The organism is Klebsiella sp. KP20-425-1, assembly GCF_025813515.1.
GTDB classification, from domain to species: domain Bacteria; phylum Pseudomonadota; class Gammaproteobacteria; order Enterobacterales; family Enterobacteriaceae; genus Klebsiella; species Klebsiella pneumoniae.
In genome coordinates, this window is sequence record NZ_CP109614.1 from 4,914,156 (window position 1) to 4,939,361 (window position 25,206).

Genomic DNA, 25,206 nt, shown 5'->3' on the forward strand with positions numbered 1-25,206 from the left:
AGATGACCATGGAAAACAGTGACGATATCCGGTTGATTGTCAAAATCGCCCAGCTCTATTACGAGCAGGATATGACCCAGGCGCAAATCGCTCGCGAGCTGGGGATCTATCGCACCACCATTAGTCGCCTGCTGAAGCGCGGCCGTGAGCAGGGCATTGTCACCATCGCCATCAACTATGACTACAACGAGAACCTGTGGCTCGAACAACAGCTCAAGCAAAAATTTGGTCTGAAAGAGGCGGTGGTTGCCAGTAGCGATGGGCTGCTGGAAGAAGAACAGCTGAGTGCGATGGGCCAGCATGGCGCCCTGCTTGTCGATCGGTTGCTGGAGCCAGGCGATATCATCGGTTTTTCATGGGGCCGCGCCGTGCGTTCGCTGGTGGAGAACCTGCCGCAGGCCAGCCAGTCACGCCAGGTGATCTGCGTCCCCATCATCGGTGGACCTTCCGGTAAACTGGAGAGCCGCTACCATGTGAACACCTTAACCTACGGCGCGGCAGCCAGACTGAAAGCGGAATCCCACCTTGCCGATTTTCCAGCCCTGCTGGATAACCCGCTGATCCGCAACGGCATCATGCAGTCCCAGCACTTTAAAACCATCTCATCCTACTGGGACAGCCTGGATGTGGCGCTGGTGGGTATTGGTTCACCGGCCATTCGCGACGGCGCAAACTGGCACGCCTTCTACGGCAGCGAAGAGAGCGACGATCTCAACGCCCGCCACGTCGCCGGGGATATCTGTTCGCGTTTCTACGATATTAACGGCGGGTTAGTCGATACCAATATGAGCGAAAAAACCCTGTCGATCGAAATGGCGAAGCTGCGCCAGGCTCGCTATTCCATCGGCATCGCCATGGGGGAAGAGAAATACTCTGGCATTCTTGGCGCATTGCACGGACGCTATATTAATTGTCTGGTGACAAACAGAGAAACGGCTGAGTTATTACTGAAATAACACACAGGATATGATTTCACGCAGCACCCGCTGCGGGGGATCCCTTTATCTAAAGAAATGGGAGTGAATAATGAATACCTGGTTAAATTTAAAAGATAACGTCATTATCGTGACCGGCGGCGCCTCGGGAATTGGGCTGGCCATTGTCGATGAATTATTATCACAAGGTGCTCATGTCCAGATGATTGATATTCATGGCAGCGATCGTCATCACAATGGCGATAATTATCACTTCTGGCCGACGGATATTTCCAGCGCGACAGAGGTGCAACAGACTATCGATGCCATTATTCAGCGCTGGTCGCGTATTGATGGTTTGGTCAATAACGCTGGCGTGAATTTCCCGCGTTTATTAGTCGACGAAAAAGCACCGGCCGGCCGCTATGAATTAAACGAAGCCGCTTTTGAAAAAATGGTCAATATCAACCAGAAAGGGGTGTTTTTCATGTCGCAGGCGGTGGCGCGTCAAATGGTCAAACAGCGCGCCGGTGTGATTGTCAATGTCTCTTCGGAGAGCGGCCTGGAAGGTTCTGAAGGTCAAAGCTGCTACGCCGCGACCAAGGCCGCGCTCAACAGCTTTACCCGCTCCTGGTCCAAAGAATTGGGTAAATATGGGATCCGCGTGGTCGGCGTTGCGCCGGGGATCCTCGAAAAAACCGGTCTGCGGACACCGGAATATGAAGAGGCGCTGGCCTGGACGCGCAATATCACCGTCGAGCAACTTCGCGAGGGATATACCAAAAACGCCATTCCCATCGGGCGGGCAGGAAAGCTCTCGGAAGTGGCTGATTTTGTTTGCTATCTCTTGTCAGCGCGCGCCAGCTACATCACCGGAGTCACCACTAACATTGCCGGCGGAAAAACGCGCGGTTAAGGAGGCAGTATGGTTCACGCTATCTTCTGCGCCCACGGCCAGCTGGCCGGGGCCATGCTTGATTCGGTATGCATGGTCTACGGCGAGGTTAACGTCAGCGCCGTCGCGTTTGTCCCCGGCGAAAACGCGGCGGATATCGCCATTAACCTGGAAAAGTTAGTAAGCGCCCACACCGATGAGGAGTGGGTAATCGCGGTAGATTTGCAGTGCGGAAGCCCATGGAATGCCGCAGCCGGGCTGGCAATGCGTCACCCGCAGATCCGGGTGATTAGCGGCCTGTCGCTGCCGCTGGCGCTCGAGCTGGTGGATAACCAGCATACCCTGAGCGCCGATGACTTATGCCAGCATCTGCAGGCCATCGCCAGTCAGTGCTGTGTGGTCTGGCAGCAGCCAGAAACCGTTGAGGAGGAGTTCTGATGCAAATTACCCTCGCCCGTATTGATGACCGACTGATTCATGGCCAGGTCACCACCGTGTGGTCAAAAGTCGCCAACGCCCAGCGGATAATTATCTGCAATGACGATGTATTTAACGATGAGGTTCGCCGGACCCTGTTGCGCCAGGCGGCTCCGCCAGGCATGAAGGTAAACGTTGTCAGTCTGGAAAAAGCGGTTGCGGTCTATCATAACCCGCAATATCAGGACGAGACCGTCTTTTATTTATTTACCAATCCACACGATGTTTTAACGATGGTGCGCCAGGGCGTGCAGATCGCCACGTTAAATATTGGTGGCATGGCCTGGCGACCCGGTAAAAAACAGCTAACCAAAGCCGTTTCTTTGGATCCGCAGGATATTCAGGCATTCCGTGAACTCGATAAACTGGGCGTAAAACTCGATTTACGCGTGGTCGCATCAGATCCGTCAGTCAATATTCTCGACAAAATTAACGAAACAGCTTTCTGCGAATAAAAAATAGCGCCTGTTGTGATATGCCGTAGCAGGCAGGATGACTCACACCTTAAAGGTCATAAATTATGGAAATTAGTACCCTACAGATAATAGCCATATTTATTTTTTCCTGTATTGCCGGAATGGGCAGCGTGCTGGATGAATTTCAGACCCATCGGCCCCTTATCGCCTGTACCGTGATTGGCCTCATCCTGGGCGATTTAAAAACCGGGGTTATGCTCGGCGGTACGCTGGAGCTGATCGCCCTCGGCTGGATGAACGTGGGGGCAGCGCAGTCGCCAGATTCGGCGCTGGCCAGCATTATCTCCGCCATTCTGGTGATTGTGGGCCACCAGAGCATTGCCACCGGTATCGCCATTGCTCTGCCGGTGGCCGCCGCCGGGCAGGTGCTGACCGTTTTCGCCCGTACCATTACCGTGGTGTTCCAGCACGCCGCGGACAAAGCGGCCGAGGAGGCGCGCTTTCGCACCATCGACCTGCTGCATGTCTCCGCACTGGGGGTGCAGGCACTGCGCGTGGCAATCCCGGCGCTGGTGGTCTCGCTGTTCGTTAGCGCGGATATGGTCAGCAGTATGCTCAGCGCGATCCCGGAATTCGTCACCCGCGGCCTGCAGATTGCCGGTGGTTTCATTGTCGTCGTGGGCTACGCGATGGTGCTGCGAATGATGGGCGTGAAATACCTGATGCCCTTCTTTTTCCTCGGTTTTCTCGCCGGGGGTTATCTCGACTTCAGCCTGCTGGCCTTCGGCGGCGTGGGCGTCATCATCGCGCTGATCTACATCCAGCTCAATCCACAGTGGGGTAAGGCTGAACCCGCCGCCTCCACTGCCCCCTCTGCCCCCGCCCTTGACCAGCTTGACGACTAATGGAGCCGAAAATGGAACAGAAAAAAATCACGCAAGGCGACCTGGTGAGCATGTTTCTCCGCTCCAACCTCCAGCAGGCCTCCTTTAACTTCGAACGTATTCATGGCCTGGGGTTTTGCTACGACATGATCCCGGCGATCAAACGCCTGTATCCGCTCAAAGCCGATCAGGTCGCGGCGCTGAAGCGTCATCTGGTGTTCTTTAATACCACGCCGGCGGTGTGTGGCCCGGTGATCGGCGTCACCGCCGCCATGGAGGAGGCCCGAGCTAACGGCGCGGCCATTGACGATGGCGCTATCAACGGCATCAAAGTGGGTCTGATGGGCCCGCTGGCCGGCGTCGGCGACCCGCTGGTCTGGGGCACGCTGCGGCCGATTACCGCGGCCCTTGGCGCCTCGCTGGCCCTCTCCGGCAACATTCTGGGACCTTTGTTATTTTTCTTTATTTTCAATGCAGTGCGGCTGGCAATGAAGTGGTACGGCCTGCAACTGGGCTTCCGTAAAGGGGTCAATATCGTCAGCGATATGGGCGGTAACCTGCTGCAGAAGCTGACCGAAGGCGCCTCCATTCTCGGCCTGTTTGTCATGGGGGTGCTGGTGACCAAATGGACCACCATCAATGTGCCGCTGGTGGTTTCCCAAACGCCCGGTGCAGACGGCGCCACCGTCACGATGACCGTCCAGAACATCCTCGATCAGCTCTGCCCCGGCCTGCTGGCGCTGGGCCTGACGCTACTGATGGTGCGTCTGCTGAACAAGAAAGTGAATCCGGTCTGGCTGATTTTCGCCCTTTTCGGCTTAGGCATTATCGGCAACGCCCTCGGCTTTCTGTCCTGATTATTCCGCACCGGCGATGCCGGGGTGACGTCAACAACATAGCCCCGAAAGATGAAGGGGATGAGGTGGTTTATGCAAACAACAACGGCCCTGCGCCTGTATGGCAAACGAGACCTGCGCCTGGAAACCTTTACCCTCCCGGCGATGCAGGACGATGAGATCCTCGCCCGGGTGGTCACGGACAGCCTGTGTCTTTCCTCATGGAAAGAGGCCAATCAGGGTGCCGATCATAAAAAGGTGCCAGATGATGTGGCCACCAGGCCCATTATTATCGGTCATGAATTCTGCGGCGAAATCCTTGCCGTCGGTAAAAAGTGGCAGCATAAGTTTCAGCCAGGGCAGCGCTACGTGATCCAGGCCAACCTGCAGTTGCCCGACCGACCCGACTGCCCCGGCTACTCATTCCCATGGATCGGTGGCGAAGCCACCCATGTGGTGATCCCCAATGAGGTGATGGCGCAGGATTGCCTGCTCACCTGGGAGGGGGATACCTGGTTTGAAGGATCGCTGGTGGAGCCGCTCTCCTGCGTCATTGGCGCTTTCAACGCCAATTATCATCTGCAGGAGGGGAGTTACAACCACGTGATGGGGATCCGTCCTCAGGGACACACTCTGATCCTGGGCGGGACGGGGCCGATGGGGCTGCTGGCTATCGACTATGCGCTGCACGGCCCCATCAATCCTTCACTACTGGTAGTGACCGATACCAATAAGCCGAAGCTCAGCTACGCCCGCCGTCATTACCCCTCTGAGCCGCAGACGCTGATCCACTACCTCGACGGCCATGAGGCCAGTCGCGATACGCTGCTAGCGCTCAGCGGCGGCCATGGCTTCGACGATATCTTCGTGTTTGTGCCAAACGAACAGCTGATCACCCTGGCCTCCTCGTTGCTGGCTCCGGACGGCTGCCTGAATTTCTTTGCTGGCCCCCAGGATAAGCAATTCAGCGCCCCGATCAACTTCTACGACGTGCACTACGCCTTTACCCACTACGTCGGCACCTCCGGCGGTAATACTGACGATATGCGCGCCGCGGTGGCGCTGATGCAGGCGAAAAAGGTCCAGACGGCGAAAGTGGTCACCCATATTCTCGGCCTGAACGCCGCGGGCGAAACCACCCTCGATCTGCCTGCCGTCGGCGGGGGAAAAAAGCTGGTGTATACCGGAAAAGCCTTCCCGCTCACGCCGCTGGGCGAGATCGCCGATCCCGAACTGGCAGCGATTGTGGCACGTCACCATGGGATCTGGTCCCAGGAGGCTGAAGCGTATCTGCTGGCCCACGCGGAGGATATTACGCATGATTAACCGCGATACGCTGCTGTGCATCTCCCTGGCGGGTCGCCCCGGCAACTTCGGCACCCGCTTTCATAACTATCTGTATGACAAGCTGGGATTGAACTACCTCTACAAAGCCTTTACGACTAAGGATATTGAGGCGGCGGTAAAAGGGGTTCGCGCATTGGGTATCCGCGGCTGTGCGGTCTCCATGCCGTTTAAAGAGAGCTGCATACCGTTTCTTGACGCGATCGATCCGTCAGCAAAAGTCATCGACTCCGTCAACACCATCGTCAACGACGACGGGAAGTTAACCGGGCTAAACACCGATTACATCGCGGTCAAAAGCCTGATCGCCAGCCATCGGCTCGATACCAACGCCAGAGTGATGATTCAGGGTAGCGGCGGCATGGGGAAAGCCGTCATTGCCGCCTTCCGTGATGCCGGTTTCCGCGACGTGATCATTGCGGCCCGCAATCGCCAGCGCGGCCTGGCGCTGGCAAAACAGTATGGCTTTCAGTGGCAGCCCCTGCCCGAAGGGATCGCAGCCGAGATTCTGGTCAATGTCACACCGCTGGGCATGGCGGGGGGAGCGGAAAGCAACACGCTGGCGTTCAGCGAGGCCATGGTGGCCCAGGCCAGCGTCGTGTTTGACGTGGTCGCGTTGCCGGCGGAAACTCCGCTGATCCGCCTGGCGCAACAACGGGGTAAGCAAACCATCAGCGGTGCGGAAGTTATTGCCCTGCAAGCCGTCGAGCAGTTTACCCTTTATACCGGCGTACGGCCGGATAGCGCGCTGGTGGCAGAGGCCTCGGCGTTTGCCAGAAGCTAGGATGTCCCTCCCGGGAAGGCGTCAGCCACGTCCCGGGAGGGCTACCTCGCCAGAAAAGAAGCGACATAAACGGAAAAATAATCCGTCTCAGTAGTCATCCCGTTCGTCGTCTTCATCCGGCTGCTCCATCACGCTGTAAGCCACCGAGCAGAACAGGCTGTTCAGACGCTTCATATCCCCCAGCAGCGCCAGGTGCAACGTACTGGTTTCGATGCTCTGCACGTTCTGCTGATGCAGACGGTCAACGTGCGCATGCGAGTAGCGGCGGTTAAGAATGCGGAACCGGTGTTTGCTGCGCCGCAGGCGGCGGGCGCTGGGCACATCGCTGGAGAAGAAGACCGACATCGCCAGCTGCAGGTTGCTGAGCAGCAGATCGTACAGGGCGTCCAGCTCCTTTAACCCTTCTACCGAGAAGGCGCGCCGCGCCGCCAGCGATTTATCGGCGATCTCGCTGCCCATTCGCTCGACGATATCGGACGCCTGTTCGAGGTTTAACGACATCTCAATAATTTCCGCCCAGCGCCGGGATTCCTCTTCCGCCAGCTCATCCTTTGGCATTCGCGCCAGATAGAGCTTAATAGCGGTGTAAAGTACGTTGATATCATCCGCCATACGGCGCAGCTCTTTCTCCTGACGCGGTTCGCCATGCATCACCTTGTGCAGGCTCTCCAGCATCTGCTCCATCGCGTCACCAATGCGCAGCGTCTCACGCGCGGCATTGGCCAGCGCCAGCGCCGGGGTGTCCAGCGCCGACGGGTCGAGATGCTTGGGTTTGAGATGGTTATCCAGCTCGGGCTCATCGCGGATCAGACGCTGGCACAGCTTCGCCATCGGTCCGGCAAAGGGCACCATCGCGATGCAGCGCAGCAGGTTGTAAAATACGTGGAAGTAGATAACCAGCTCGGACTCGGCCAACGGCAGCTTGTGCATCGCCGCGGCCAGCGGATGGACGAACGGCAGAATAATCAGGCTCCCCACCAGCTTAAACAGCAGGCTGCCCAGCGCCACCCGGCGCGCCGCCGCGTTCGCCGCGCTGTTGTTAAGCATCGCCAGCAGCCCCGATCCCAGGTTGGCGCCAATCACCAGACACAGCGCCACCGGGAAAGAGATCGCTCCCGCCGCGGTCAGCGTCGCCGTTAACAGCACCGCCGCCAGGCTGGAGTAGCTAATGATTGCAAATACGGCGCCAATCAAAGCATCCAGCATGATATCGCCGGTCAGCGAGGCGAAAATCACCTGCACGCCGTTCGCCTGGGTTATGGGGTGTACGGCCTGGACAATCAGCTCGAGGGCCAACAGGATCAGCCCCAGACCAATCCCCACCCGTCCAAGCTGCCCGGCGCGGGTCTGCTTGCGGCCGAGGAAGAAAATCACCCCGATAAATATCAACAACGGCGACAGCCACGACAGGTCGAAGGTCAACACCCTCGCCATCAGCGCCGTCCCGACGTCGGCCCCCAGCACCATCACCAGCGCTGGCATCAGACCCACTAAATCCTGGGCGACAAATGAGGTCACCAGCATGGTGGTGGCGTTACTGCTTTGCACCAGCGCAGTCACGCCAAGACCCGCGCAGAAGGCGAGCGGCTTTTTCTCTACGCTGCTACTGAGAACGGTACGCAGGCGAGCGCCATAGACGCGCATCACCCCGGTACGCACGATATGCGTGCCCCACACCAGCAGAGCAACCGCGGACAACAGGTGTAGCAGAGTTAACACGGAATCAGCTTCTCCTTATCGTTATAGGTTTTCCGAAGTTCAGGAACTTATCTCAGTATAAGGGGTTAACCTCAATAAAGAGACAAGGCGCTCACAGAGCGCCTTGTTTGTTGTAAGGAAAGATGACGACTAGTCCGCATCATAGCCCAGATTAGGCGCTAACCAGCGCTCGACCTCCGCCGGCGTCATTCCTTTACGCAGCGCGTAATCTTCGACCTGATCGCGCTGGATCTGCGCCACGGCGAAGTACTTGCTATCCGGATGGCTGAAGTACCAGCCGGAAACCGATGCGCCCGGCCACATGGCGAACGATTCGGTGAGCTTCATGCCGGTATGGGCTTCGACGTCCAGTAGCTGCCAGATGGTCCCCTTTTCGGTATGCTCCGGACAGGCCGGATATCCCGGCGCCGGTCGGATCCCCTGGTAGTTCTCGCGAATAAGCTCCTCATTGCTGAGGTTCTCATTGGCCGCATATCCCCAGTAAACCTTGCGCACTTTCTCATGCAGATACTCGGCAAAGGCCTCCGCCAGGCGATCGGCGATGGCCTTGATCATGATCTTGTTATAGTCATCATGCTGCGCTTCATAGGCGTCCGCCAGCGCGTCCTCTTCCAGGCCGCCGGTCACGGCGAAGGCGCCGATGTAGTCCGCCTTGCCGCTCAGCTTCGGCGCGACAAAATCGGCGAGGCAGTAGTTGGCGAAGCCAACCTTCTCCGTCTGCTGGCGCAGATGATGGCTCACCGTCAGCACGTGGGTGCGGGTTTCATCGCGATAGATTTCAATATCGTCGCCCACGCGGTTGGCCGGGAACAGACCCACCACGCCCCGCGGGTTCAGGGTTTTCTCTGCGCTCAGCTTATCCAGCAGCTCGTTAGCATCTTTGAACAGGCGCTGCGCCTCTTCCCCTACCACTTCATCTTCCAGAATGCGCGGATATTTACCCGCCAGCGACCAGGTCATGAAGAACGGCGTCCAGTCGATGTAGTTGCGCAGAGTCTCGATACTGGCTTCCACCGTCTGTACTCCCAGACGATGAGCCACCGGCGGCGTGTAGCTTTCCCAGTCAAAGGCCAGATCGTTTTCCCGCGCGGCGGCAAGGGTCACCGGCGGCGTACGCGGTTTTTTACGCCCATGCTGGATACGCACCGTTTCATACTCTTTGCGCGTGCGGGCGACAAACTCGTCGCGCTGCGTGTCCGAGAGCAGCGCAGACACCACGCCGACGGTGCGCGAGGCGTTCTGTACGTAAACGGTCGGGCCGCTGTAGTTCTGCTCGATTTTCACCGCCGTATGCGCTTTCGAGGTGGTCGCGCCGCCTATCAGCAGCGGGATGGTAAAGCCCTGGCGCTCCATCTCTTTCGCCACATTAACCATCTCGTCCAGCGATGGGGTAATCAGCCCGGAAAGACCAATTAGATCCGCGTTTACCTCTTTGGCCGTTTTGAGAATTTTATCCGCCGGGACCATCACGCCAAGATCGATGATTTCGTAGTTATTGCACTGCAGCACCACGCCGACGATGTTTTTGCCAATGTCATGAACGTCGCCTTTTACCGTGGCAATCACCATTTTGCCGTTACTGGAGCCCTGCTCTTTACTGGCTTCAATAAACGGCTCAAGGTAGGCCACCGCCTGTTTCATTACACGGGCGGATTTCACCACCTGCGGCAGGAACATTTTGCCTTCGCCGAACAGATCGCCGACCACGTTCATGCCGTCCATCAGCGGCCCTTCAATGACCTCAATCGGGCGGGCGGCCTGCTGACGCGCTTCTTCGGTGTCCTGTTCGATAAATTCGGTAATGCCCTTCACCAGCGAATATTCGAGGCGTTTTTTCACTTCCCAGGTGCGCCACTCCGCCTGCTGGGCATTCGCGCCGTCGTCCGCTTTGCTGCCGCGATATTTTTCCGCCAGCTCAAGTAACCGTTCGGTACTGTCATCGCGGCGGTTGAGGATCACGTCTTCGACCGCGTCGCGCAGCTCGCCCGGGAGGTCATCATAGATGGCCAGCTGACCGGCGTTGACGATCCCCATGTCCATGCCGTTGCGGATCGCGTAGTAGAGGAATACGGCGTGGATCGCCTCACGTACCGGGTCATTACCGCGGAAGGAGAAGGAGACGTTGGAGACCCCGCCGGAGATTAGCGCATGCGGCAGCTCGCGTTTGATGTCTTCGCAGGCGCCGATAAAGTCCTGTGCGTAGTTGTTATGCTCTTCGATACCGGTGGCGACGGCAAAGATATTGGGGTCGAAGATAATATCTTCCGGCGGGAAGCCGACCTCTTCGGTGAGGATTTTGTAGGCGCGACGGCAAATCTCAATTTTACGTTCGCGGGTGTCGGCCTGACCAACCTCGTCGAAAGCCATCACCACCACCGCGGCGCCGTAGCGGCGAACCAGTTTCGCATGGTGGATAAAGGATTCGACGCCCTCTTTCATCGAAATCGAGTTAACGATGCCTTTGCCCTGAATACATTTCAGGCCCTTTTCAATGACTTCCCACTTGGAGGAGTCGATCATGATCGGCACGCGGGCAATGTCCGGCTCGCCGGCAATCAGGTTAAGGAAACGCACCATCGCCGCTTCCGCGTCGAGCATCCCCTCGTCCATGTTGATATCGATAATCTGCGCGCCGCTTTCCACCTGCTGACGCGCAACGTCCAGCGCTTCGCTGTACTTCTCTTCTTTAATCAGCCGCTTAAATTTCGCCGAGCCGGTGACGTTAGTTCGTTCACCGACGTTAACGAACAGGCTATCGTCGCCGATATTCAACGGCTCCAGGCCGGCGAGGCGGCAGGCCACCGCAATTTCCGGCAACTGACGCGGCGGCAGGCCCGCTACCGCCCGGCTCATGGCGGCGATATGCTCCGGGGTGGTACCGCAGCAGCCGCCAACGATATTGAGGAAACCGGCTTCCGCCCATTCGCGAATTTGCGTCGCCATGGTGTCGGCGTCCAGATCGTATTCGCCGAAGGCGTTGGGCAGGCCGGCGTTCGGGTGCGCAGTGACGTAGCATTCGGCAATGCGCGACAGCTCCTGGACGTACTGCCGCAGCTCGTCCGGCCCGAGGGCGCAGTTCAGACCAAACGATAAGGCTTCGGCGTGACGCAGCGAGTTATAAAAGGCTTCGGTGGTCTGTCCGGAAAGCGTGCGGCCAGAGGCATCGGTAATGGTCCCGGAGATCATCAGCGGCAGGTCAACGCCTAACGCCTCCAGCTCCTCTTTCACCGCATAGATAGCCGCTTTAGCGTTCAGGGTGTCAAACACCGTTTCAATCAGGATCAGATCCACGCCACCTTCCACCAGCGCCCGGGTGGATTCGCGATAGGCGGCCACCAGCTGGTCAAAGGTAATATTACGGAACGCCGGATCGTTCACATCAGGCGAAATAGAAGCGGTGCGGTTGGTCGGGCCAAGCACGCCCGCGACATAGCGCGGTTTTTCCGGCGTGCGGGCCGTCCAGGCGTCGGCGCTGGCGCGGGCCAGCTTCGCCGCGGCAAAGTTGATCTCGGCCGACAGGGATTCCATCTGGTAATCCGCCATCGCGATGGTCGTCGAGTTAAAGGTGTTGGTCTCAATGATATCCGCGCCGGCCTCGAAATAGGCGTCGTGGATCTCGCGGATCACTTCGGGTTTGCTGAGCACCAGCAGGTCGTTGTTGCCTTTCAGGTCGCACGGCCAGTCAGCAAAGCGCTCACCGCGAAAGTCCTGCTCACTCAGACGATAGCCCTGGATCATGGTGCCCATGCCCCCATCCAGAACCAGAATACGTTCTTTTAACTGCTGATGCAGTTGCTCAACTTTGCTGCTCACACTTGCTCCCGACAACGCTCGACTCAGGCCAAATAGCCAACAAACCATACTGGCATAAACCACCGGAGCGGAAAAGACAACAACGGGCAATATGAGACATGTTCAGCTTCACTCCTCCGATGAGTCCGGTTGTGATTGCATTATTGCCAAATAAAACGAAAATTATTTCCACGATACAGAAAAAGGAGTTCGCGATGGCCACAACCCCCATTCCCGCGAAACGCGGCAGAAAACCCGCGGCTGCCACTGCCCAGCAGGCTGGCGGTCAGGTTCAGTCGCTGACCCGCGGCCTGAAATTACTCGAATGGATTGCCGAGTCCCACAGCAGCGTCGCGCTGACCGAACTGGCGCAGCAGGCGGGTCTGCCCAACTCCACGACTCACCGTCTGCTGACCACCATGCAACAGCTGGGCTTCGTCCGCCAGGTTGGCGAGCTGGGTCACTGGGCCGTCGGGGCGCATGCTTTCGTGGTCGGCAGCAGCTTTCTACAAAGCCGCAATCTGCTGGCCATTGTCCACCCGATCCTGCGCCAGCTGATGGAAGATTCCGGTGAAACGGTGAATCTGGCGGTGCTCGACCAGAGCGACCACCAGGCGATCATTATCGATCAGGTGCAGTGCACCCAGCTGATGCGGATGTCGGCGCCAATCGGCGGTAAACTGCCGATGCACGCTTCCGGCGCCGGGAAGGCGTTTCTCGCGCAGCTGAGCGAAGAGCAGGTTACCAGTCTGCTGCACCGTAAAGGGCTGCATGCCTATACGCATGCCACGCTGGTCTCCCCGCTGCATCTGAAGGAAGATTTAGCCCAGACCCGCAAGCGGGGCTACTCTTTCGATGATGAGGAGCACGCGCTCGGCCTGCGCTGCGTCGCCGCCTGCATTTACGATGAACATCGCGAACCGTTCGCGGCAATCTCCATCTCAGGCCCCATCTCGCGTATGACCGATGATCGGGTGACTGAGCTGGGCGCGCTGGTGATCAAGGCGGCGAAGGAAGTGACGCTGGCGTATGGCGGGGTTAAATAAAAAAATGCCCCAGAGGGGCATTTTAAGTAGGCCTGATAAGCGTAGCGCCATCAGGCAGATCGGCGCACCTTGCCGGATGGCGGCGTAAACGCCTTATCCGGCCTACTGTCGGCGCCATAGCGCACGCTAAAACGCTGCTTGCGCCGGTAGGCGTAGACATCTTCCACATGGCCGTTTTTAATCCGCATCTGCAGTGCGCGCCAGTAGTCGGCGCGCAGCAGGTCGGCATGCATCTCTTCAAACAGTGGCCCAATGCGCGGGTCGGCGCACAGCCAGTGGCGGAACTCCTCCGGAAACACATCGCCAGGCGAAACGCTGTACCACGGCTCGCTGGCCAGCTCATCCTCCGGATAGCGCGGCGGCGGGATCTCGCGAAAATTCACTTCCGTCATATAGCAGATTTCATCATAGTCGTAGAACACCACCCGGCCATGGCGGGTGACGCCGAAGTTTTTAAATAACATATCGCCGGGAAAGATGTTGGCGGCGGCCAGCTGGCGGATAGCATTGCCATACTCTTCTACCGCATCACGCAATGCCTGGCCGTTAACCTGCTCCAGCCACAGGTTGAGCGGCACCATTCGCCGTTCAATATAGAGATGGCTGATGACGATGCGGTCGCCGAGATCGGTGAGTTTGTTCCCCGCTTCCGCCTGCAGCAGCGCCAGCAGCGCCGGCGCGATTTGCCGTTTATCCAGCACGAAATTTTCAAACTCCTGGGTGTCCGCCATCCGCCCGACGCGGTCATGCTCCTTTACCAGCTGATAGCAAGCCCGCACATGGGCGGCGGTCATCTCTTTCTGCGGCGCGAAGCGGTCCTTGATCACCTTAAACACCCGGTCAAAGCCCGGCAGGGTAAACACCAGCATCACCATCCCGCGAATACCCGGCGCTTCAATAAACTGCTCATCGCAGCGAGTAATGTAGTGTAGATATTCGCGATAGCTTTCGGTTTTGGCATGCTTCTGACAGCCAATCGCCATGTACAGCTCGGCCGTCGTTTTACCCGGCAAGATCTCGCGCAGCCATTCCACCAGGGCGCCGGGCAACGGCGCATAAACCATAAAATAGGAACGCGCGAAGCCAAAAACGATACTCGCTTCGGCATGGGTTGTGAGGCAGGTGTCAACAAACAGCTCACCCTCTTCGCTGCGGTGGATCGGCAGCAAAAAAGGCAGCGTCGCCATCGGCATGACCAGTTTGCCCACCAGCCAGGCGGCTTTATTGCGGTAGAACAGCTCATTGGCGACCTGCAGATGACAGGTGGCGAGCAGTTCCTCCCCCAGCGCCTCCTGCAGACTGGCAATGATATAGCCGATATCCCGCGCTTTGTTTTGCCACGGTAGCCGCAGCGGCAGATCGGACAGTACTTTACCCAGCAGGTGCGACCAACCGCGTTCCGGAAAGAAATCTTTCGCCAGCGGTCGCGGGAGGGTACGAAAGGGTCGCTCGGGCTGCGAGCTGAAAATAAAGAGCCGCTCGGGGGTCAGCGAGCGGTGGTCAAACAGGCGGCAGTAGACCGAATTGAAAAAGCTCTCAGCAATTTCAAAGCGAGGGTAATCCGGTAAAAGTTGGGTGTACTGCTGTTTCACCCGCAGAAGAAAATCGACGTCGGTGCTTTTCCCTTCGGTGATGCAGCGCAGCTGCTCTACTACCAGGCCCACGTGGTGATCGTAGAGATGGATCCGCTGCTTCATCGCCTGCTGCACGGCGTGCCAGTCAGCCTGTTCAAAGCGCTGCTGCGCGCCGGAAGTGACTTCAAGAAAACGCCCATACTGCGCGTCAAATCCCTGCAATATCGTTTGGGCAATCAGTAATTCCAGACCACGCGTCATCGCTTTCCCCCATCCGGCGCCACGTCATGCCGGATGGCGCGCTCGCTTATCCGGCCTGCGTCCTCTTGCAGGCCCGGTCAGCGTCGCGCCACCGGGCATGGCTTAAAACTGATCTTCTTCGGTCGAGCCGGTCAGCGCCGTTACCGACGAGGTGCCACCCTGGATAATGGTGGTGACCTTGTCGAAGTAGCCGGTGCCCACCTCCTGCTGATGCGAGACGAAGGTGTAGCCTTCCGGCCCGGCGGCGAATTCCGGCTGCTGCACTTTCTCAACATAGTGGCGCATCCCCTCACCCTGAGCGTAGGCATGGGCGAGGTCGAACATGTTGAACCACATGCTGTGGATCCCCGCGAGGGTAATAAACTGGTATTTGTATCCCATGTCCGACAGCTGCTGCTGGAAGCTGGCGATGGTTTTATCATCGAGATTTTTCTTCCAGTTAAACGACGGCGAGCAGTTATAGGCCAGCAGTTTGCCCGGGAAACGCGCATGGATAGCCTCGGCAAAGCGGCGCGCCTGCTCGAGATCCGGTTTCGACGTTTCACACCACACCAGATCCGCATACGGCGCGTAGGCCAGCCCGCGGCTGATCGCCTGCTCGATCCCGGCGTGGGTGCGGAAGAACCCTTCGCTGGTGCGATCCCCGGTAATAAACTCACGATCGTACGGATCGCAGTCTGAGGTAATTAAATCCGCGGCGTCGGCATCGGTGCGGGCGATAAGCAGCGTCGGCACGCCCATCACATCCGCCGCCAGACGCGCCGCCACCAGCTTCTGAATCGCCTCCTGAGTCGGAACTAGCACTTTACCGCCCATATGGCCGCACTTCTTCACCGATGCCAGCTGATCTTCGAAGTGAACAGCCGCTGCACCGGCTTCAATCATCGATTTCATCAGCTCAAAGGCGTTCAGGACGCCGCCAAAACCGGCCTCCGCATCCGCCACGATCGGCAGGAAGTAGTCGATAAAGCGCGGATCGTTCGGTTCAATTCCCGCTGACCACTGGATCTGATCGGCGCGGCGGAAGGTGTTGTTGATCCGATCCACCACCGCCGGTACCGAGTTGGCCGGATACAGCGATTGATCCGGATACATGCTGGACGCCAGGTTAGCATCCGCCGCCACCTGCCAGCCGGAGAGATAAATGGCTTCGATACCCGCCTTCGCCTGCTGCAAGGCCTGGCCGCCGGTCAGCGCGCCGAGACTGTTGACGTACCCTTTTTTCGCCTCCCCGTGCAGCAGACGCCACAGTTTCGCCGCGCCAAGCTGCGCCAGCGTGCATTCCGGATTCACCGAGCCGCGTAACTTCACCACCTCTTCCGCGCTGTAGGGACGGGTAATGCCTTCCCAGCGCGGGTTCGTCCATTCTTTGTTTAATTCTTCGATTTGTTGGGTACGGGTTTTCATGTGCAGATGCTCCATATAATTTCCTGGCTCCCCAGGCTCATAGGTGAAGGACTAAATGGCGAACAACACCATCTGGCGATTAGGCCAGCAGGCGGTAGCCCGGCAATGTCAGAAAATCAATTAGCTCGTCGGAGGTGGTGATCTGCTCCATCAGTCGCGCCGCATCGTCAAAGCGGCCGTGGCTGAAGCGGTGCTCTCCCAGCTCCTCCTGAATCACCATCAGCTCTTCCGCCAGCCACTGGCGGAACAGCGCCTTAGTGACTGGGGTACCGTCGTTCAGGGTTTTCTGATGATGGATCCACTGCCAGATAGAGGTGCGCGAGATCTCGGCCGTTGCGGCGTCTTCCATCAGGCCATAAATCGGTACGCAGCCGTTGCCGGAGATCCACGCTTCGATGTACTGCACCGCCACGCGAATGTTGGCGCGCATTCCGGCTTCCGTGCGTTCGCCCTCGCAGGGAGCCAGCAGTTGTTCAGCGGTAATTGGCGCATCCTCGCTCCGGGTGACCGAGAGCTGATTCGGCTTATCGCCCAGCACGCGGTCAAACACCGCCATGGCGGTATCCGCCAGGCCCGGGTGGGCGATCCAGGTCCCATCGTGACCGTTGTTGGCCTCCAGCTCTTTATCGGCGGTGACTTTACTCAGCACCTGGCGGTTACGTTCGGTATCTTTGCTCGGGATAAACGCCGCCATACCGCCCATCGCAAACGCGCCGCGTTTGTGGCAGGTCTTAATCAACAAGCGTGAGTAGGCGCTGAGGAAGGGTTTATCCATCGTCACCACCTGCCGGTCCGGCAGTACGCGATCCGGATGGTTTTTCAGCGTCTTGATATAGCTGAAGATGTAATCCCAGCGGCCGCAGTTCAGGCCAACAATATGGTCGCGCAGCGCATGCAGGATCTCATCCATCTGGAACACCGCTGGCAGCGTCTCAATCAGCAGCGTGGCCTTGATGGTGCCGCGCGGCAGGTCAAAGCGATCTTCCGTAAAACTGAAGACATCGTTCCACCATGCCGCCTCCTGCCAGGCCTGTGTTTTTGGCAGATAGAAGTAGGGACCACTTCCTTTCGCCAGCAGCGCCTGGTAGTTATGAAAGAAATAGAGCGCAAAATCGAACAGGCTGCCGGGGATGGCCTCATTACGCCAGGTCACATGCTTTTCCGGCAGATGCAGGCCGCGCACACGGCATACCAGCACAGCGGGATTGGGCTGCAACTGATAGATTTTGCCGGCCTCGTTGGTGTAGCTGATGGTTCCGTTCACGGCATCGCGCAGGTTGATTTGACCATCAATGACTTTGCGCCAGTCAGGCGCCAGCGAATCCTCAAAGTCCGCCATAAAGACTTTGACGTTGGCATTCAGCGCGTTAATGACCATCTTGCGCTCGACGGGGCCGGTGATTTCCACGCGGCGATCCTGCAAATCAGCCGGGATACCGCGAATAGTCCAGTCGCCATTTCTAATGGAAGCAGTTTCCGAAATAAAATCCGGAAGCTGCCCGTCGTCAATAGCCTGCTGTTGCTGCAAACGCGCGGCCAGCAGCTTATTGCGCGCCGGCGTAAAGCGGCTCACCAGTTCCGTCAGAAATTCTACCGCCTCAGGCGTTAAGATCTGCTTCTCCTGCTCGCCATAGGGCTGACTAAAGGCCAGTTCATCGGTGATTGTCGCCTGCTGCGTCATTGTGCTGCTCCTCTTGGTTGATCCGCTGGAAGCGAGCGAAAGATCGTTGTGCAGTTTTCGCTCAGCACAATTAAGACTACTCAATTAATTTCCAAAATCAAAAACAATTTCCATTTTAATTTTAAATTATCATTAACACATTGATAACAATGAAATTAAAGTTATCATCGTGTATGAAGTGAATTTCGGAAATAAAAAAGGCACCCGAAGGTGCCAGAGGCAAAATGCTGAAACGCTTTAGGATCGTCTCACATAGAGTATTATTCCAGCGTCGGATTCATATGACGCAGATCGTATGGCGTAATCTGGTAGACGTAATAGTTAAGCCAGTTAGCGAACAGCAGATTGCCGTGGCTGCGCCAGGTGGCGCGCGGTTTGTTCTGCGGGTCGTTTTGTGGGAAATAGTTATGAGGTATCTCAGGGTTCAAACCGGCTTCCACATCGCGGAAATATTCACTTGCCAGGGTATTGGCATCGTACTCCGGGTGGCCGGTGACAAAGGCGATGCGCTTATCTTTACTGGCGAACAAATACGCATCGCCCTCTTCCGTCTCCGCGAGGATCTCAAGATCGGTATAGTCGCGAATAAGTCCGGCCGGAAAATCAGCATAGCGTGAGTGCGGGGCCAGGAAAGAGTCGTCGAAACCGCGGGTCAGTAAGGCGTGCGGATGAAGAATATGGTGTTCATAGACGCCGGAAATCTTTTCGGCGCGGGTCTGCTTGGGAATGCCGTACAGAATGTTCAGCGCGGCCTGAACCGCCCAACAGACGAACAGCGTCGAAGTGACGTGATCCTTGGCCCACTCCAGCACCTGTTTGATCTGCGGCCAGTAAGCAACATCGTTAAACTCAACCAGGCCTAAAGGAGCGCCGGTAACAATCAGGCCGTCAAAGTTCTGATCGCAGATCTCATCGAAATTACAGTAAAAGTTATTCAGATGCTCCGCAGGGGTATTACGCGACTCGCGCGCATCGATACGTAATAACTGGATATCCACCTGCAGCGGAGAGTTTGATAGCAGACGCAGGAACTGGTTTTCCGTCTCGATTTTCTTCGGCATCAGGTTGAGGATTAACACCTTCAGGGGGCGGATTTCCTGAGTCGTTGCACGTGTTGTCGTCATTACGAAGACGTTTTCATTGCGCAAGAAATTGACGGCTGGCAGCTCGTCCTGCACCCGAATTGGCATAACTGTATTACCTCATAGCATACGTATAAACGTTTAGACATCCAGATAGCTGAAGATAACCAGGAATCGGGTGAATGTCGAGTCTGCATGTACACGGTGAGAAAATTTCACGGCGCTTGTTGAGTTAGAATATAAGAATGTAGAAAAGGAGAAAGTATGGTTATTAACATCCGCCGTTCCCGGCCTGATGAAGGGGATAAACTGACTGCGATCTGGTGTCGGTCGGTCGACGCCACGCATGATTTTCTGACAAAAGCGTATCGAAAGGAGTTGGAGGAGATGGTACGCGCATTTTTACCGGAGGCTCCGCTGTGGGTGGCGGTTAATACGGAAGACCAGCCGATCGCCTTTATGCTGCTGACCGGAGATCATATGGATGCGCTGTTCGTCGATCCGGATGTCCGCGGCTGTGGCGTGGGGAAGTTGCTGATTGAGCATGCGCTGTCGTTAACGCCGAAGCTGACGACCAATGTAAATGAGCAGAATGAACAAGCGGTCGGGTTTTATCAGAAGATGGGTTTTAGGGTGACAGGGCGCTCTGAAACGGACGATCTGGGGCAACCGTATCCGTTATTGAATTTGATGTATGAGCAGCAGGCTGAAGCAGACTACGATTGACGTCGGTAACTTTGCGGCATTGATGTCCCCTCGGCCAGCAGGTGGCCGAGGATCCGTGGCCCCGGTAAGCGCAGCGCCACCGGGGGGACATGCCGGCACGCTGGCCGGACGACAGAAACGCAAAAAGCCCATCCGGCAGGATGGGCTCTTCACTTGTTTGATGCCTGGCAGTTTATGGCGGGCGTCCTGCCCGCCACCCTCCGGGCCGTTGCTGCGCAACGTTCAAATCCGCTCCCGGCGGATTTGTCCTACTCTGGAGAGCGCTCACCGACAAACAACAGATAAAACAAAAAGCCCGGTCGAAAGACCGGGCTTTTTGTTTTATTTGATGCCTGGCAGTTCCCTACTCTCACATGGGGAGACCCCACACTACCATCGGCGCTACGGCGTTTCACTTCTGAGTTCGGCATGGGGTCAGGTGGGACCACCGCGCTAGTGCCGCCAGGCAAATTCTGTTTTATCAACACGTCTTACCAACGTATCGATTAATCTGTATCAGAGCTGAAAATTCTCTCAATCCGCCAAAACATCTTCGGCGTTGTAAGGTTAAGCCTCACGGTTCATTAGTACCGGTTAGCTCAACGCATCGCTGCGCTTACACACCCGGCCTATCAACGTCGTCGTCTTCAACGTTCCTTCAGGAGACTTAAAGTCTCAGGGAGAACTCATCTCGGGGCAAGTTTCGTGCTTAGATGCTTTCAGCACTTATCTCTTCCGCATTTAGCTACCGGGCAGTGCCATTGGCATGACAACCCGAACACCAGTGATGCGTCCACTCCGGTCCTCTCGTACTAGGAGCAGCCCCCCTCAATTCTCCAGCGCCCACGGCAGATAGGGACCGAACTGTCTCACGACGTTCTAAACCCAGCTCGCGTACCACTTTAAATGGCGAACAGCCATACCCTTGGGACCTACTTCAGCCCCAGGATGTGATGAGCCGACATCGAGGTGCCAAACACCGCCGTCGATATGAACTCTTGGGCGGTATCAGCCTGTTATCCCCGGAGTACCTTTTATCCGTTGAGCGATGGCCCTTCCATTCAGAACCACCGGATCACTATGACCTGCTTTCGCACCTGCTCGCGCCGTCACGCTCGCAGTCAAGCTAGCTTATGCCATTGCACTAACCTCCTGATGTCCGACCAGGATTAGCTAACCTTCGTGCTCCTCCGTTACGCTTTGGGAGGAGACCGCCCCAGTCAAACTACCCACCAGACACTGTCCGCAACCCCGGTAAGGGGCCAACGTTAGAACATCAAACATTAAAGGGTGGTATTTCAAGGTTGGCTCCACGCAGACTGGCGTCCACGCTTCAAAGCCTCCCACCTATCCTACACATCAAGGCTCAATGTTCAGTGTCAAGCTATAGTAAAGGTTCACGGGGTCTTTCCGTCTTGCCGCGGGTACACTGCATCTTCACAGCGAGTTCAATTTCACTGAGTCTCGGGTGGAGACAGCCTGGCCATCATTACGCCATTCGTGCAGGTCGGAACTTACCCGACAAGGAATTTCGCTACCTTAGGACCGTTATAGTTACGGCCGCCGTTTACCGGGGCTTCGATCAAGAGCTTCTCCTTACGGATAACCCCATCAATTAACCTTCCGGCACCGGGCAGGCGTCACACCGTATACGTCCACTTTCGTGTTTGCACAGTGCTGTGTTTTTAATAAACAGTTGCAGCCAGCTGGTATCTTCGACTGGTCTCAGCTCCATCCGCAGGGACTTCACCTACACACCAGCGTGCCTTCTCCCGAAGTTACGGCACCATTTTGCCTAGTTCCTTCACCCGAGTTCTCTCAAGCGCCTTGGTATTCTCTACCTGACCACCTGTGTCGGTTTGGGGTACGATTTGATGTTACCTGATGCTTAGAGGCTTTTCCTGGAAGCAGGGCATTTGTTACTTCAGCACCGTAGTGCCTCGTCATCACACCTCAGCCTTGATTATCCGGATTTGCCTGGATAACCAGCCTACATGCTTAAACCGGGACAACCGTCGCCCGGCTAACATAGCCTTCTCCGTCCCCCCTTCGCAGTAACACCAAGTACAGGAATATTAACCTGTTTCCCATCGACTACGCCTTTCGGCCTCGCCTTAGGGGTCGACTCACCCTGCCCCGATTAACGTTGGACAGGAACCCTTGGTCTTCCGGCGAGCGGGCTTTTCACCCGCTTTATCGTTACTTATGTCAGCATTCGCACTTCTGATACCTCCAGCAACCCTCACAGGTCACCTTCGCAGGCTTACAGAACGCTCCCCTACCCAACAACACATAGTGTCGCTGCCGCAGCTTCGGTGCATGGTTTAGCCCCGTTACATCTTCCGCGCAGGCCGACTCGACCAGTGAGCTATTACGCTTTCTTTAAATGATGGCTGCTTCTAAGCCAACATCCTGGCTGTCTGTGCCTTCCCACATCGTTTCCCACTTAACCATGACTTTGGGACCTTAGCTGGCGGTCTGGGTTGTTTCCCTCTTCACGACGGACGTTAGCACCCGCCGTGTGTCTCCCGTGATAACATTCTTCGGTATTCGTAGTTTGCATCGGGTTGGTAAGTCGGGATGACCCCCTAGCCGAAACAGTGCTCTACCCCCGAAGATGAATTCACGAGGCGCTACCTAAATAGCTTTCGGGGAGAACCAGCTATCTCCCGGTTTGATTGGCCTTTCACCCCCAGCCACAAGTCATCCGCTAATTTTTCAACATTAGTCGGTTCGGTCCTCCAGTTAGTGTTACCCAACCTTCAACCTGCCCATGGCTAGATCACCGGGTTTCGGGTCTATACCCTGCAACTTAACGCCCAGTTAAGACTCGGTTTCCCTGCGGCTCCCCTATACGGTTAACCTTGCTACAGAATATAAGTCGCTGACCCATTATACAAAAGGTACGCAGTCACACCCGAAGGTGCTCCCACTGCTTGTACGTACACGGTTTCAGGTTCTTTTTCACTCCCCTCGCCGGGGTTCTTTTCGCCTTTCCCTCACGGTACTGGTTCACTATCGGTCAGTCAGGAGTATTTAGCCTTGGAGGATGGTCCCCCCATATTCAGACAGGATACCACGTGTCCCGCCCTACTCTTCGAGTTCACAGCCTGTGCATTTTGGTGTACGGGACTATCACCCTGTACCGTCGGACTTTCCAGACCGTTCCACTAACACACAAGCTGATTCAGACTCTGGGCTGCTCCCCGTTCGCTCGCCGCTACTGGGGGAATCTCGGTTGATTTCTTTTCCTCGGGGTACTTAGATGTTTCAGTTCCCCCGGTTCGCCTCGTTAACCTATGTATTCAGTTAACGATAGTGCAACGAATTGCACTGGGTTTCCCCATTCGGACATCGCCGGCTGTAACGGTTCATATCACCTTACCGACGCTTTTCGCAGATTAGCACGTCCTTCATCGCCTCTGACTGCCAGGGCATCCACCGTGTACGCTTAGTCGCTTAACCTCACAACCCGAAGATGTTTCGTAAAACATCATCGTGTCGCGAAAATTTGAGAGACTCGAACACACATTAACTGTGTGTCGTTTCAATTTTCAGCTTGATCCAGATTTTTAAAGAGCAAATATCTCAAACGTCACCCGAAGATGAGTTTTGAGATAGTTCGGCACGCGTCTTTCACTCACGAACCAGCAAGTGGCGTCCCCTAGGGGATTCGAACCCCTGTTACCGCCGTGAAAGGGCGGTGTCCTGGGCCTCTAGACGAAGGGGACACTGAAGTCTCAATCGCAAGACGCCTTGCTTCTTTACGTTCATCAGACAATCTGTGTGGACACTACAAAGGCAGGTTCTTTAAGGTAAGGAGGTGATCCAACCGCAGGTTCCCCTACGGTTACCTTGTTACGACTTCACCCCAGTCATGAATCACAAAGTGGTAAGCGCCCTCCCGAAGGTTAAGCTACCTACTTCTTTTGCAACCCACTCCCATGGTGTGACGGGCGGTGTGTACAAGGCCCGGGAACGTATTCACCGTAGCATTCTGATCTACGATTACTAGCGATTCCGACTTCATGGAGTCGAGTTGCAGACTCCAATCCGGACTACGACATACTTTATGAGGTCCGCTTGCTCTCGCGAGGTCGCTTCTCTTTGTATATGCCATTGTAGCACGTGTGTAGCCCTGGTCGTAAGGGCCATGATGACTTGACGTCATCCCCACCTTCCTCCAGTTTATCACTGGCAGTCTCCTTTGAGTTCCCGGCCGAACCGCTGGCAACAAAGGATAAGGGTTGCGCTCGTTGCGGGACTTAACCCAACATTTCACAACACGAGCTGACGACAGCCATGCAGCACCTGTCTCACAGTTCCCGAAGGCACCAATCCATCTCTGGAAAGTTCTGTGGATGTCAAGACCAGGTAAGGTTCTTCGCGTTGCATCGAATTAAACCACATGCTCCACCGCTTGTGCGGGCCCCCGTCAATTCATTTGAGTTTTAACCTTGCGGCCGTACTCCCCAGGCGGTCGATTTAACGCGTTAGCTCCGGAAGCCACGCCTCAAGGGCACAACCTCCAAATCGACATCGTTTACGGCGTGGACTACCAGGGTATCTAATCCTGTTTGCTCCCCACGCTTTCGCACCTGAGCGTCAGTCTTTGTCCAGGGGGCCGCCTTCGCCACCGGTATTCCTCCAGATCTCTACGCATTTCACCGCTACACCTGGAATTCTACCCCCCTCTACAAGACTCTAGCCTGCCAGTTTCGAATGCAGTTCCCAGGTTGAGCCCGGGGATTTCACATCCGACTTGACAGACCGCCTGCGTGCGCTTTACGCCCAGTAATTCCGATTAACGCTTGCACCCTCCGTATTACCGCGGCTGCTGGCACGGAGTTAGCCGGTGCTTCTTCTGCGGGTAACGTCAATCGCCAAGGTTATTAACCTTAACGCCTTCCTCCCCGCTGAAAGTGCTTTACAACCCGAAGGCCTTCTTCACACACGCGGCATGGCTGCATCAGGCTTGCGCCCATTGTGCAATATTCCCCACTGCTGCCTCCCGTAGGAGTCTGGACCGTGTCTCAGTTCCAGTGTGGCTGGTCATCCTCTCAGACCAGCTAGGGATCGTCGCCTAGGTGAGCCGTTACCCCACCTACTAGCTAATCCCATCTGGGCACATCTGATGGCATGAGGCCCGAAGGTCCCCCACTTTGGTCTTGCGACATTATGCGGTATTAGCTACCGTTTCCAGTAGTTATCCCCCTCCATCAGGCAGTTTCCCAGACATTACTCACCCGTCCGCCGCTCGTCACCCGAGAGCAAGCTCTCTGTGCTACCGCTCGACTTGCATGTGTTAGGCCTGCCGCCAGCGTTCAATCTGAGCCATGATCAAACTCTTCAATTTAAGTTTGATGCTCAAAGAATTAAACTTCGTAAT

At 56.4% G+C, this 25,206-nt stretch carries 16 protein-coding genes, 1 tRNA gene and 3 rRNA genes; 10 read left to right on the top strand and 10 right to left on the bottom strand.

The annotated features are described in order from the left end of the window. The first annotated feature begins 8 nt into the window (after window positions 1-8). From OHJ17_RS23985 to OHJ17_RS24020, 8 genes are all read left to right on the top strand, one after another. Complete coding sequence (locus OHJ17_RS23985; protein ID WP_002884616.1) at window positions 9-956, top strand: sugar-binding transcriptional regulator; 948 nt, start codon at window positions 9-11, stop codon at window positions 954-956. A 70-nt stretch (window positions 957-1,026) separates the two neighbouring features. Then, entirely contained in the window at window positions 1,027-1,830 is an 804-nt protein-coding gene (locus OHJ17_RS23990; protein ID WP_032433756.1) for an SDR family oxidoreductase, read from the top strand. 9 nt (window positions 1,831-1,839) lie between these two features. Continuing rightward, on the top strand, window positions 1,840-2,247 hold the full coding sequence (locus OHJ17_RS23995) for a PTS sugar transporter subunit IIA (RefSeq protein ID WP_002884611.1): 408 nt from the start codon (window positions 1,840-1,842) through the stop codon (window positions 2,245-2,247). Further along, entirely contained in the window at window positions 2,247-2,741 is a 495-nt protein-coding gene (locus OHJ17_RS24000; protein WP_004151751.1) for a mannose/fructose/sorbose PTS transporter subunit IIB, read from the top strand. The genes OHJ17_RS23995 and OHJ17_RS24000 overlap by 1 nt, the downstream gene beginning before the upstream one ends. A gap of 65 nt (window positions 2,742-2,806) precedes the next feature. Then, the gene (locus OHJ17_RS24005) at window positions 2,807-3,607 is read left to right on the top strand and encodes a PTS mannose/fructose/sorbose transporter subunit IIC (protein ID WP_032433754.1); all 801 of its coding nucleotides are present in this window, start codon (window positions 2,807-2,809) and stop codon (window positions 3,605-3,607) included. A gap of 11 nt (window positions 3,608-3,618) precedes the next feature. After that, window positions 3,619-4,443: a PTS system mannose/fructose/sorbose family transporter subunit IID gene (locus OHJ17_RS24010; RefSeq protein ID WP_002884590.1), complete on the top strand. Its 825-nt coding sequence runs from the start codon at window positions 3,619-3,621 to the stop codon at window positions 4,441-4,443. Between the two features lie 72 nt (window positions 4,444-4,515). Next, the gene (sorE, locus tag OHJ17_RS24015) at window positions 4,516-5,748 is read left to right on the top strand and encodes an L-sorbose 1-phosphate reductase (RefSeq protein ID WP_002884587.1); all 1,233 of its coding nucleotides are present in this window, start codon (window positions 4,516-4,518) and stop codon (window positions 5,746-5,748) included. Beyond that, the gene (locus OHJ17_RS24020) at window positions 5,741-6,550 is read left to right on the top strand and encodes a shikimate 5-dehydrogenase (RefSeq protein ID WP_004221827.1); all 810 of its coding nucleotides are present in this window, start codon (window positions 5,741-5,743) and stop codon (window positions 6,548-6,550) included. Before sorE ends, OHJ17_RS24020 begins: the two co-directional genes overlap by 8 nt. A gap of 87 nt (window positions 6,551-6,637) precedes the next feature. Here the strand turns inward: OHJ17_RS24020 and OHJ17_RS24025 are convergent, their stop codons facing one another. Both OHJ17_RS24025 and metH read right to left on the bottom strand, forming a co-directional pair. After that, a complete protein-coding gene (locus OHJ17_RS24025; RefSeq protein WP_004177864.1) occupies window positions 6,638-8,269 on the bottom strand; it encodes a Na/Pi cotransporter family protein in 1,632 nt (543 codons plus the stop codon). Between the two features lie 129 nt (window positions 8,270-8,398). Beyond that, entirely contained in the window at window positions 8,399-12,082 is a 3,684-nt protein-coding gene (gene metH / locus OHJ17_RS24030; RefSeq protein ID WP_004151753.1) for a methionine synthase, read from the bottom strand. Window positions 12,083-12,276: 194 nt separating this feature from the next. Between metH and iclR the strand changes: the two genes are divergently transcribed. Beyond that, a complete protein-coding gene (gene iclR, locus OHJ17_RS24035) occupies window positions 12,277-13,107 on the top strand; it encodes a glyoxylate bypass operon transcriptional repressor IclR (protein ID WP_002884578.1) in 831 nt (276 codons plus the stop codon). Between the two features lie 50 nt (window positions 13,108-13,157). On the opposite strand, the gene aceK is transcribed toward iclR, so the two are convergent. The 4 genes from aceK to metA form a co-directional block, all read right to left on the bottom strand. Continuing rightward, window positions 13,158-14,942: a bifunctional isocitrate dehydrogenase kinase/phosphatase gene (gene aceK / locus OHJ17_RS24040; protein WP_002884575.1), complete on the bottom strand. Its 1,785-nt coding sequence runs from the start codon at window positions 14,940-14,942 to the stop codon at window positions 13,158-13,160. A gap of 102 nt (window positions 14,943-15,044) precedes the next feature. Beyond that, entirely contained in the window at window positions 15,045-16,349 is a 1,305-nt protein-coding gene (gene aceA / locus OHJ17_RS24045; protein ID WP_032433902.1) for an isocitrate lyase, read from the bottom strand. A 79-nt stretch (window positions 16,350-16,428) separates the two neighbouring features. Then, entirely contained in the window at window positions 16,429-18,030 is a 1,602-nt protein-coding gene (aceB, locus tag OHJ17_RS24050; RefSeq protein ID WP_002884559.1) for a malate synthase A, read from the bottom strand. A gap of 260 nt (window positions 18,031-18,290) precedes the next feature. Further along, entirely contained in the window at window positions 18,291-19,220 is a 930-nt protein-coding gene (gene metA / locus OHJ17_RS24055) for a homoserine O-acetyltransferase MetA (RefSeq protein ID WP_004146576.1), read from the bottom strand. Window positions 19,221-19,376: 156 nt separating this feature from the next. Between metA and OHJ17_RS24060 the strand changes: the two genes are divergently transcribed. Beyond that, window positions 19,377-19,838: an acetyltransferase gene (locus tag OHJ17_RS24060; RefSeq protein WP_004178258.1), complete on the top strand. Its 462-nt coding sequence runs from the start codon at window positions 19,377-19,379 to the stop codon at window positions 19,836-19,838. A gap of 330 nt (window positions 19,839-20,168) precedes the next feature. Here the strand turns inward: OHJ17_RS24060 and rrf are convergent. From rrf to OHJ17_RS24080, 4 genes are all read right to left on the bottom strand, one after another. After that, a 5S ribosomal RNA gene (rrf, locus tag OHJ17_RS24065) occupies window positions 20,169-20,284 on the bottom strand. Window positions 20,285-20,380: 96 nt separating this feature from the next. Continuing rightward, window positions 20,381-23,282, bottom strand: a 23S ribosomal RNA gene (locus OHJ17_RS24070). 190 nt (window positions 23,283-23,472) lie between these two features. Further along, window positions 23,473-23,548: transfer RNA gene (locus OHJ17_RS24075), tRNA-Glu, on the bottom strand. Between the two features lie 85 nt (window positions 23,549-23,633). After that, window positions 23,634-25,173 (bottom strand): 16S ribosomal RNA (locus OHJ17_RS24080). Together the 16S, 23S and 5S rRNA genes with 1 tRNA gene alongside form the textbook arrangement of a ribosomal RNA operon. Between the last annotated feature and the right edge of the window lie 33 nt (window positions 25,174-25,206).

Bases quoted from the DNA above. Each gene is read 5' to 3' on its own strand.
- OHJ17_RS23995 (WP_002884611.1), top strand. From the start codon at position 1,840: ATGGTTCACGCTATCTTCTGCGCCCACGGCCAGCTGGCCGGGGCCATG.
- OHJ17_RS24000 (WP_004151751.1), top strand. From the start codon at position 2,247: ATGCAAATTACCCTCGCCCGTATTGATGACCGACTGATTCATGGCCAG.
- OHJ17_RS23990 (WP_032433756.1), top strand. From the start codon at position 1,027: ATGAATACCTGGTTAAATTTAAAAGATAACGTCATTATCGTGACCGGC.
- OHJ17_RS24060 (WP_004178258.1), top strand. From the start codon at position 19,377: ATGGTTATTAACATCCGCCGTTCCCGGCCTGATGAAGGGGATAAACTG.
- aceA (WP_032433902.1), bottom strand. From the start codon at position 16,349: ATGAAAACCCGTACCCAACAAATCGAAGAATTAAACAAAGAATGGACG.
- aceB (WP_002884559.1), bottom strand. From the start codon at position 18,030: ATGACGCAGCAGGCGACAATCACCGATGAACTGGCCTTTAGTCAGCCC.
- iclR (WP_002884578.1), top strand. From the start codon at position 12,277: ATGGCCACAACCCCCATTCCCGCGAAACGCGGCAGAAAACCCGCGGCT.
- sorE (WP_002884587.1), top strand. From the start codon at position 4,516: ATGCAAACAACAACGGCCCTGCGCCTGTATGGCAAACGAGACCTGCGC.
- OHJ17_RS24010 (WP_002884590.1), top strand. From the start codon at position 3,619: ATGGAACAGAAAAAAATCACGCAAGGCGACCTGGTGAGCATGTTTCTC.
- OHJ17_RS24020 (WP_004221827.1), top strand. From the start codon at position 5,741: ATGATTAACCGCGATACGCTGCTGTGCATCTCCCTGGCGGGTCGCCCC.
- OHJ17_RS23985 (WP_002884616.1), top strand. From the start codon at position 9: ATGGAAAACAGTGACGATATCCGGTTGATTGTCAAAATCGCCCAGCTC.
- OHJ17_RS24005 (WP_032433754.1), top strand. From the start codon at position 2,807: ATGGAAATTAGTACCCTACAGATAATAGCCATATTTATTTTTTCCTGT.
- metA (WP_004146576.1), bottom strand. From the start codon at position 19,220: ATGCCAATTCGGGTGCAGGACGAGCTGCCAGCCGTCAATTTCTTGCGC.
- aceK (WP_002884575.1), bottom strand. From the start codon at position 14,942: ATGACGCGTGGTCTGGAATTACTGATTGCCCAAACGATATTGCAGGGA.